The organism is Nostoc sp., from assembly GCF_036918015.1.
In the GTDB taxonomy this organism is placed as follows: Bacteria; Cyanobacteriota; Cyanobacteriia; order Cyanobacteriales; family Nostocaceae; genus Nostoc.
The window spans coordinates 31169-39327 of record NZ_JBALEO010000096.1 but is presented as its reverse complement, the minus strand read 5'-3'; the positions used below and the strand labels follow the sequence as shown (position 1 = coordinate 39327).

General features: G+C 43.0%; 6 protein-coding genes and 3 pseudogenes. 5 read left to right on the top strand and 4 right to left on the bottom strand.

All coding sequences use genetic code 11. The features are described from left to right. Positions 1 to 40 precede the first annotated feature (40 nt). Positions 41 to 130 (top strand): annotated as a pseudogene (locus V7K61_RS30410) (carboxylating nicotinate-nucleotide diphosphorylase); the annotation flags it as partial. A gap of 256 nt (positions 131 to 386) precedes the next feature. Here V7K61_RS30410 and V7K61_RS30405 read toward each other — a convergent pair. The 3 genes and pseudogenes from V7K61_RS30405 to V7K61_RS30395 form a co-directional block, all read right to left on the bottom strand. Next, the gene (locus tag V7K61_RS30405) at positions 387 to 761 is read right to left on the bottom strand and encodes a response regulator (protein ID WP_335059393.1); all 375 of its coding nucleotides are present in this window, start codon (positions 759 to 761) and stop codon (positions 387 to 389) included. A gap of 4 nt (positions 762 to 765) precedes the next feature. After that, positions 766 to 1260: a sensor histidine kinase gene (locus tag V7K61_RS30400; protein ID WP_335059389.1), complete on the bottom strand. Its 495-nt coding sequence runs from the start codon at positions 1258 to 1260 to the stop codon at positions 766 to 768. Positions 1261 to 1570: 310 nt separating this feature from the next. Then, positions 1571 to 2182 (bottom strand): annotated as a pseudogene (locus tag V7K61_RS30395) (ISAs1 family transposase); the annotation flags it as partial. A 164-nt stretch (positions 2183 to 2346) separates the two neighbouring features. Here V7K61_RS30395 and V7K61_RS30390 point away from each other — a divergent pair. After that, positions 2347 to 2628: pseudogene (locus V7K61_RS30390) on the top strand (hypothetical protein); the annotation flags it as partial. A gap of 218 nt (positions 2629 to 2846) precedes the next feature. Here the strand turns inward: V7K61_RS30390 and uvrA are convergent. Beyond that, positions 2847 to 5735 (bottom strand): excinuclease ABC subunit UvrA, encoded by a 2889-nt coding sequence (uvrA, locus tag V7K61_RS30385; RefSeq protein ID WP_335059387.1) that lies wholly within the window; start codon positions 5733 to 5735, stop codon positions 2847 to 2849. A gap of 145 nt (positions 5736 to 5880) precedes the next feature. Between uvrA and V7K61_RS30380 the strand changes: the two genes are divergently transcribed. The 3 genes from V7K61_RS30380 to V7K61_RS30370 all read left to right on the top strand — a co-directional run bounded on the left by V7K61_RS30380 (position 5881) and on the right by V7K61_RS30370 (position 7586). After that, positions 5881 to 6015, top strand: a complete 135-nt coding sequence (locus tag V7K61_RS30380) for a hypothetical protein (RefSeq protein ID WP_335059385.1) — start codon at positions 5881 to 5883, stop codon at positions 6013 to 6015. A 53-nt stretch (positions 6016 to 6068) separates the two neighbouring features. Then, positions 6069 to 6815: a Uma2 family endonuclease gene (locus tag V7K61_RS30375; protein WP_335059383.1), complete on the top strand. Its 747-nt coding sequence runs from the start codon at positions 6069 to 6071 to the stop codon at positions 6813 to 6815. A 63-nt stretch (positions 6816 to 6878) separates the two neighbouring features. Beyond that, positions 6879 to 7586, top strand: coding sequence for a Uma2 family endonuclease (locus V7K61_RS30370; RefSeq protein WP_335059381.1), 708 nt, complete (start codon positions 6879 to 6881; stop codon positions 7584 to 7586). The last annotated feature ends 573 nt before the right edge of the window (positions 7587 to 8159 follow it).

Genomic DNA, 8159 nt, shown 5'->3' with positions numbered 1-8159 from the left:
CTATAGTATTCCTGGAAGTCTCTTAGGAAGCAATAAGTTTGTGAGCTATTCTGCTGTTTTGCCGCCAAGGCTAGTTTTAGATCCTCTGTTGCGTAGCTGGTTATTGGAGGATATTGGTAGGGGCGATCGCTTTCCTAGCGCCTAAATTATTGATAGATCAATTCCTTTGCGCTTCAGTCTAAACAGATGCTCTCTAACGCCCTATATATATAGATAGAGTAAATGGTCTGATATCCCAAGTGGGTGGGTATGAGAGAAGTAATGCCATACTTAGTGTGACGATATCATTGATATCAGACTGTGCATTCGGAATGGCCCGATCGTAAATATTTTTCTCTGCTACCCCCAATTATCGATGGGATACTAAATAAATACCTTTTTGATTATCAGCTCCAGCCTAATGCTTCACTGATTTGTGTTGCTAGTTTCAAGGGACGGAAAGGCTTGGCAAAGACAGCAGCTACATCTAAGCCAGTAAAGCTTTCTTGATCGGACTCCTGGACTTTGGCAGTTAGTAAAATTACGGGAATTGAATTAGTGACGGGGTTAGCCTTCAGTTGTTGTAGAGTGGCACGCCCATCCATATCAGGCATCATCATATCTAGTAAAATGACATCAAGCTTAGAGTTGGCAGCTATATTCAACGCTTCCCGACCAGAACAAGCAGTCAATACGTTCCAACCAGCACCCATTTCTAATCCCAATTTTGCGATCGCCTGCACATCTTCTTCATCATCAACAATCAAGATATTTCTGCTTATATTGTCACTCTCGCATGATATCTCGGCAAATAGCAATTCCTAAACCTGTTCCTCCTTTGTTGCGGGAGTCAGATGCATCTACCTGCTGAAAACGCTCGAAGATGATTTGCAATTTATCTTCAGGAATTCCTCGCCCTTCATCTTGGATCGTAATTAAAAGGAAGTTGGATGATGAAGGCTGATTTTCTTCAGACTCAACGCCTCTGGATTCTGAGAGAGTGGCACTTATCCACACAGTGTCACCTGGTTCAGAAAACTTAATCGCGTTGCTCAGTAAATTGGTGAGGGTTTGCAGAAGGCGATCGGGATCTGCCCAAAGTTCTACTGCTACGGGATTTATAATTAGTCGAACTTGTAATTTATCTGCCATTGCTTGCATTGCTTCCGTTGCCGTAATTAGACTGACTAAAGAGATAAATTCGTTTTCTAAGCGTTTGCGTTCGGTGATGTCATTGGCAATTAATAAAGCATACGGTACTCCAGCTAGATCAATAGACATCTCCGAAAATGTCCAAAGCCTTTATGTGGCTAGGCTATAGTCCATAAATGCAATCATCCTAAATTAGCTAGTCTGTACGACAAAATAAGAGTTTGCAGGGTAAACGCATCTAAAATTATTTGACAAAAAACCATTTTTTTGCATACCAAGTCACAGGTAGATTTGAGATGTACCGAAGTTTTACATCTGTGCATTTACTGTTTTTTTGTCATGTCAAGCTGGTTTTAGTGAACCTAAAACTATTGAACAGTTATGATTTTACTTTTGTTTGAGATCACCTAGACATTAGCGATAATTTTAGCTAGTCCGAGAGTTTACCTTGATTTCCTTTAAGGGCTAGAACGTAATCTGCTTTTTGGTTGATAATTTGGGTGGCAATTTCTTTCTGACATCCCATCGCATCAATCGTAATGATACATCCAGCAATATCCAGTAACTCCAGCAACTTGGGGATTGCTGTAATTTCATTGGATTTGGAATCTACTTTAAGTTGACCCAAAACCAATCGATGTTCACAAGACCTGCGCGCTGACGACATGAATTGCTTTTTGAAAGCGATCGCGATCAAATGATTGACGTATTGTTTTCCCATCGATAGGTATTACTTGAGCGCCCACAGCGTAAGTAATCGACTCCACCCATCGCTGAAAGCATTGCTCAAATGCTTGTGGGTCTAATTTAGCGAAAACTCTTGCGATGGTGTCATGAGAGGGAATTCCGTTAGGTAGTGCCAAAAACTCTTGTAGCCATTCCTGCTTTGAGCGTAAGTTTCAATTGCTACCCAACTATCGGCTCCACTTAGCACTGCCAAGATAGCAATGGCAATGATGTCTTTTAAAAGATGCTGTTTAGTCCGGTCTATCCTTGGGTCTTCTATGCCTGAAAAGTGCTTGAGGATTGTATCTTCAAACCTTGGACTCATAACAACGCGGATATTATTGATGGTGCTACACTCTCGCTCATCACCTGTGGTTTTCATCGGCATTACCTGAAGAATACTTTCTGGCGATTATAACTGGGTCAAGCTAAAATCCTAACCCTCAATCATACCCCAAAATTGCGTCAAGTTAAGATGCGTTTGCCCTGGTATTTGTACATACTGCTATTACTTCCAGATATACAGATATTCATGCAGCTATCTCTGTACCCATTAGTCAACAAGAAATTGAAGAAATCGGTGTTCGTGAAGGTTGGCGTGTAGTGCGCTGTAACCGCGATTCTTTCTTTGATGTGATTGAGTTCTGGGTGGAAAACAGATTAATGATTGAATTGCTAACACCAGAAATGGCATCTCAATATTTGAAATTTGCTACCCAGCAAGAAAATCTGAAATATTTTTTGGCAGAACCAGCTTTAGCCACAACTTGATAAACATTTATTGCAATCCTATTTTATTTGTAAGAATTGCAAACCGCATAACCCCAACTTGTTTGATAAGTTGGGGATTTCGTCGATCGCAAGATATCTTGCAAAGGTTCCTAATACCTAATTTACCAAGATTTTGTTGATTTTATAATAAGCGATCGCTTTTATTTGCACCTACCCTGTGGTAAGCTTCTTTGCATCTATGGCTTGAGACAAAAACTCTACTTCTTCACCGCCGGATACTGTTTCAACACCTGCTTTAAATATTGCCCAGTATAAGACCTGGGATTTTTTGCAACTTCCTCCGGTGTACCCACAGCAATTAATTCTCCCCCTTTGTCGCCACCTTCTGGCCCCAAATCTATCACCCAGTCTGAACAGCGAATTACATCTAAGTTGTGTTCAATTACTAATATTGAATTACCTTTATCTACCAATCGTTGCAACACATCTAATAATTTATGGACATCGTAAAAAGATAACCCTGTTGTCGGTTCATCGATTAAATAAAGTGTCTTTCCTGTGGCGCGTCGAGATAATTCTGTTGCCAATTTCACTCGTTGCGCTTCACCACCGGATAAAGTAGTCGCAGGTTGTCCTAGTTGGACATAACCTAACCCGACATCAAATAAAGTTTGCAAACGCGCGATCGCTTTGGGGATATTCTGGAAAAAGTCTAAACTTTCCTCAACTGTCATTCTCAGTACATCAGATATAGACTTATCTTTGTACTTCACCTGCAAAGTCTCGCGGTTGTATCTTGCACCTTTACAAATTTCGCATTGCACGTAAACATCCGGGAGAAAGTTCATTTCAATAACATTCACACCCTGTCCGCTACAAGCTTCGCAACGTCCACCTTTAACGTTGAAGGAAAATTGTCCAGGTTTATAACCCCTAGCTTTGGCTTCTACTGTTTGGGAAAATACATCTCGAATGGCATCGAAAATTCCTGTGTAAGTTGCAGGGTTGGAACGTGGTGTGCGTCCAATAGGGGATTGATCGATAACGATCGCTTTATCAATCGCGTTTAATCCCTGGATTTTATCCAAATGTCTGGGTAAGGGAACTTTCTTAGTTAAATGGTGTTGCAGAGATGGGTACAGTAATTCGTTAATCAGCGTAGATTTGCCAGAACCAGACACACCAGTGATGGAGACGAGTTTACCTAATGGAATGTCTACATCTATATTTTGTAAATTGTTGCGATGGGCATTTTTAATTCCCAAACTGCGCCCATTTCCTTCTCGGCGTTCTGCTGGTGTGGTAATTACTCGTCTTCCTGATAAATATGCACCCGTCAAGGAATCTTCTGCTGCTAATAACGCCTCAAAATCACCTTGGGCGATAATATTTCCGCCGTGAATTCCTGCACCAGGGCCAATATCAACTATATGGTTAGCTGCACGAATTGTTTCTTCATCGTGTTCAACGACAATTAATGTATTACCCAAATCACGCAATTTAGTTAAGGTTTTGAGCAACCTGCCATTATCTCGTTGATGCAAACCAATACTCGGTTCATCTAAGACGTAGAGAACTCCTGTTAAACCAGAACCAATCTGTGTTGCTAGACGAATTCGTTGGGCTTCGCCACCAGAAAGGGTCATGGCGGGACGGTCAAGGGTGAGGTAATCTAAACCTACATCTAACAAAAATTGCAATCTAGCTTTGATTTCTCGCAGGACTAAATCAGCAATTTGTAACTGGCGATCGCTCAACTTAAATTGCTCAATTCTCTCTCGACAATCTCGAATTGATACGGTAGTTAATTCTAAAATTCCATATTGTCCCAACTTCACCGCCAAGGCTTCCGGTTTTAACCGTTTTCCTTTACAAACTTCACACGGTTGATCGATTAAATACTGCTCTAATTTTTGTTTAATTAATTCCGAACCACCCTCATACTGCCGTTGCAAAATTGGAATAGCACCTTTAAAACTCTGCTTCCTTTGAGCTTCTGCGGCTCGTTCATCTTTCTCGCCAAACAAAATAATTTGCTGCTGTTCTTCTGTCAGCTTGCTCCAATTTGTCTGTAACTCAAATCCATAAATCTGTCCCACACTATAGAGTAATTCTAAGTAATAAGAATTATCTTTTTCTGACCAAGGCGCGATCGCAGCATAAACTGGCGCTTCCCAGTCAGGTACGATCAAGTCTGGCGCAAATCTCCTTAAAGTCCCAATTCCGTGACAGTGCGGACAAGCACCATAAGGCGAGTTAAAGGAGAACAATCGCGGTGATAGTTCCTCCATTACGGCGCCATGTTCTGGACAAGCAAAGTTTTCCGAAAATACTAATTCTTCTTCTTTTTCTTGTCCGTCGTCATCAAGTAGACTCACCAGAATGGCTGCAATCCCACCCGATTGCTTGAGACACGTAGACAGGGAATCAACCAAACGCTCCTGAATATCAGCTTTTTTCACCAAGCGGTCAATTACCACTTCGATGGTGTGGGTAAAGTTTTTATCCAATTCAATGGAATCTGACAGTTCGCGGATCTCGCCATTGATCCGCACGCGGACAAAACCTTGGGATGCCAGACTTGACAAAAGCTTACGGTGTGTGCCTTTCTTCCCCCGAACAACGGGTGCAAGGATTTGGAAGCGGGTGCGGTCTGGTAATTCCATGATGCGATCGCACATCTCATCGATTGTCTGGGGGGCAATACAGCGATCGCATATCGGACAATGGGGTTCACCTGCACGACCAAACAACAGGCGCAAATAGTCGTAAATCTCTGTCACCGTACCCACAGTGGAACGGGGGTTATGAGACGTTGATTTTTGGTCAATAGAAATGGCTGGACTTAAGCCTTCAATGGCTTCCACATCCGGCTTATCCAGTTGTCCGAGAAATTGCCGGGCGTAGGCGCTGAGGGATTCGACATAGCGACGTTGGCCTTCAGCGAAAATTGTATCAAAGGCTAGGGAAGACTTACCAGAACCAGAAACGCCAGTGAATACGATTAGGCGATCGCGTGGCAATTCCAAGTCAATATTTTTCAGATTATGCTGCCTAGCACCCCGAATCCGAATGGTATTCTGGCTGTTGTGGCTGGGGTACGGAAGATGTCCATTCAAGGATGCTGCTAGCTGTTTGTCTGACATATTGGGCGGCGAAGAAGGAGTTTCTTATGAAACAGTCCTTAATAATACTATCTTTAATTAGTTTATAGTAGAACAATCGTACTGTTTTAGTTAGTTATCGTTCCAGATTCATGGCGCAGACATCCTTAGCCTGGATTTCTCACTTGTGAGAAATCCAAGGGGTGTGGGAGGTGTGGGGAGTGTGGGAGGATGGGGAAGAAGTCTTACCCCCCACACTCCCCACACTCCCCACACCCCTCTTCCCCTGAAGCCTACACTATGCGTGAGAAATCCGGGTTAAGAGTCTGCTAATTTGGAAGCATCCTGATTAAATATCCTTCTGAGGGCGAAGCTATGGTATCGCAAATCCAACCGCCGACCCAGCCAGAGGTCATCTACCCAGATAGTGATGGACAACCAGTGGCAAATAATACTATACAGTTTGGCTGGATTGTGGAAATTAAGCAGAATCTAGATTGGCTATTTGCCGACGATCCAAATGTATTTGTTGCGGGGGATTTGTTTTGGTATCCGGTAGAGGGACGCAACAAAATTGTTAACGCCCCAGATGTGATGGTGGTATTGGGTAGACCAAAAGGCGATCGCCTTTGCTATCAACAATGGAAAGAAGAGGGAATTCCACCCCAAGTTGTGTTTGAAATTCTTTCTCCCGGTAATAGACAAGCTGAAATGGACAAGAAATTACTTTTCTATGACCGCTATGGCGTAGAAGAGTACTACATTTACTACCCCGATCGGAATAATTTGTCTGGTTGGTTGCGTAATGAAGATGGTTTAGATATCATCCCCCAAATGGAAGATTGGGTGAGTCCTCGGTTAAAAATTCGCTTTGTTCCATCATCAGAAGGCTTACAGTTACATCGCCCTGATGGAGAACGGTTTTTAACTTATACAGAAATTTCTCGCAACGCCGAGCAAGAACGACAACGGGCAGAACAAGAACGCCAACGGGCAGAACTTGCAGAACAAGCTAGAAGAGATGCCATACCCCGATTATTGCAAATGAATTTGAGCATCGAACAGATTGCCCAAGCTTTGGGATTGTCACTGGAAGAAGTGCGAACCCTTGCTCAGGAGTAACGCCGTGTGCAATTTTTTAATCGGGTCATTAGAAATTAGAGTTGTACTTGAGATATTCTGATTATGCTAGCCAATGCAGCCACTCATAATGTCACCTGGGAAAAGTTACCTGATGATTTTGTTTTAGACAACGAGCCAGTGGATAACATTAATCAGCCACTCTTGGCTGCTGCTTTAACAGAAAGCTTGGAACTTGCTGGCAGATTACCCGCCGATGCTTTAACCATTACTAACTACGGTATCTGCGCCACCTTGAATAATCGATTTGTGGTCAAAGCGCCAGATTGGGGATATGTATCATCTATTCGAGTCTCACGAGAAGAAGTGAAGCGCAGTTATACGCCACGACTCCAAGGTGATATTCCCGTAATTGTGATGGAATTTCTCTCAGATACCGAAGGTGGAGAGTATTCGAGTAAACCGACCTATCCCCCAGGTAAATGGTTTTATTATGAGCAGATTTTACAAGTGCCAAACTATGCCATTTTTGAACCAGACGGCGGAGTGTTAGAAGTTTATCGGCGAGATGATTTTGGAAATTATGAACTGCAAACACCAGATGCAAATAATCGTCACTGGATTGCCGAAATGAACTTGTTTTTAGGCGTATGGCAAGGAAGCCGAGAAAACCGCACAGGTTATTGGTTACGTTGGTGGGATGACAATGGTGAATTATTGCTGTGGGGTTTGGAGTTAGCAGCAAAAGAACGACAACGTGCAGAGAGATTAGCTGCTCAGTTAAAAGCGCTGGGAGTGGAACCGGAGGTTTAACTCGGAAGTTCGACCTTTTTACTCAGTCATTTGTGTTCGGAACTCGGAAGTTCTACCTTTTTGCTCGGCCGTTCATGTTCGGAACTCGGAACTTCGACCTTTTTACTCGGCCGTTCCTGTTCAGAACTCAAAACTTCGACCTTTTTACTCGGCCGTTTCTGTTCAGAACTCGAAACTTCGACCTTTTTGCTCGGCCGTTTCTGTTCAGAACTCGAAACTTCGACCTTTTTGCTCGGCCGTTCCTGTTCAGAACTCGGAACTTCGACCTTTTTACTTGGCCGTTCGTGTTCGGAACTCGAAACGCCGAGTTCTGAACTTGAATTTTGTCTCCTTATTACCGAGCGATGTCTACGACGGGCTACGCTTACGCCTTTAGCTCTACATTTAAGTTTAGAATCACTGGACACCACGAGTTTTAAACTGCGATCGCATTTCTAATTTACCAAGCGATCGCCTTTGACTCTACATTTAAGCTGTTCTAAACTGTGATCGCGTTTCTAATTTACCAAGCGATCGCTGTTTTTGAATATTAAAGGGCGATCGCTCCATCATCCCCCGGTTGGTGAGCGAAGT

Coding starts and splice junctions, on each gene's coding strand:
- V7K61_RS30400 (WP_335059389.1), bottom strand. CDS start 1,260: ATGTCTATTGATCTAGCTGGAGTACCGTATGCTTTATTAATTGCCAAT.
- uvrA (WP_335059387.1), bottom strand. CDS start 5,735: ATGTCAGACAAACAGCTAGCAGCATCCTTGAATGGACATCTTCCGTAC.
- V7K61_RS30375 (WP_335059383.1), top strand. CDS start 6,069: ATGGTATCGCAAATCCAACCGCCGACCCAGCCAGAGGTCATCTACCCA.
- V7K61_RS30370 (WP_335059381.1), top strand. CDS start 6,879: ATGCTAGCCAATGCAGCCACTCATAATGTCACCTGGGAAAAGTTACCT.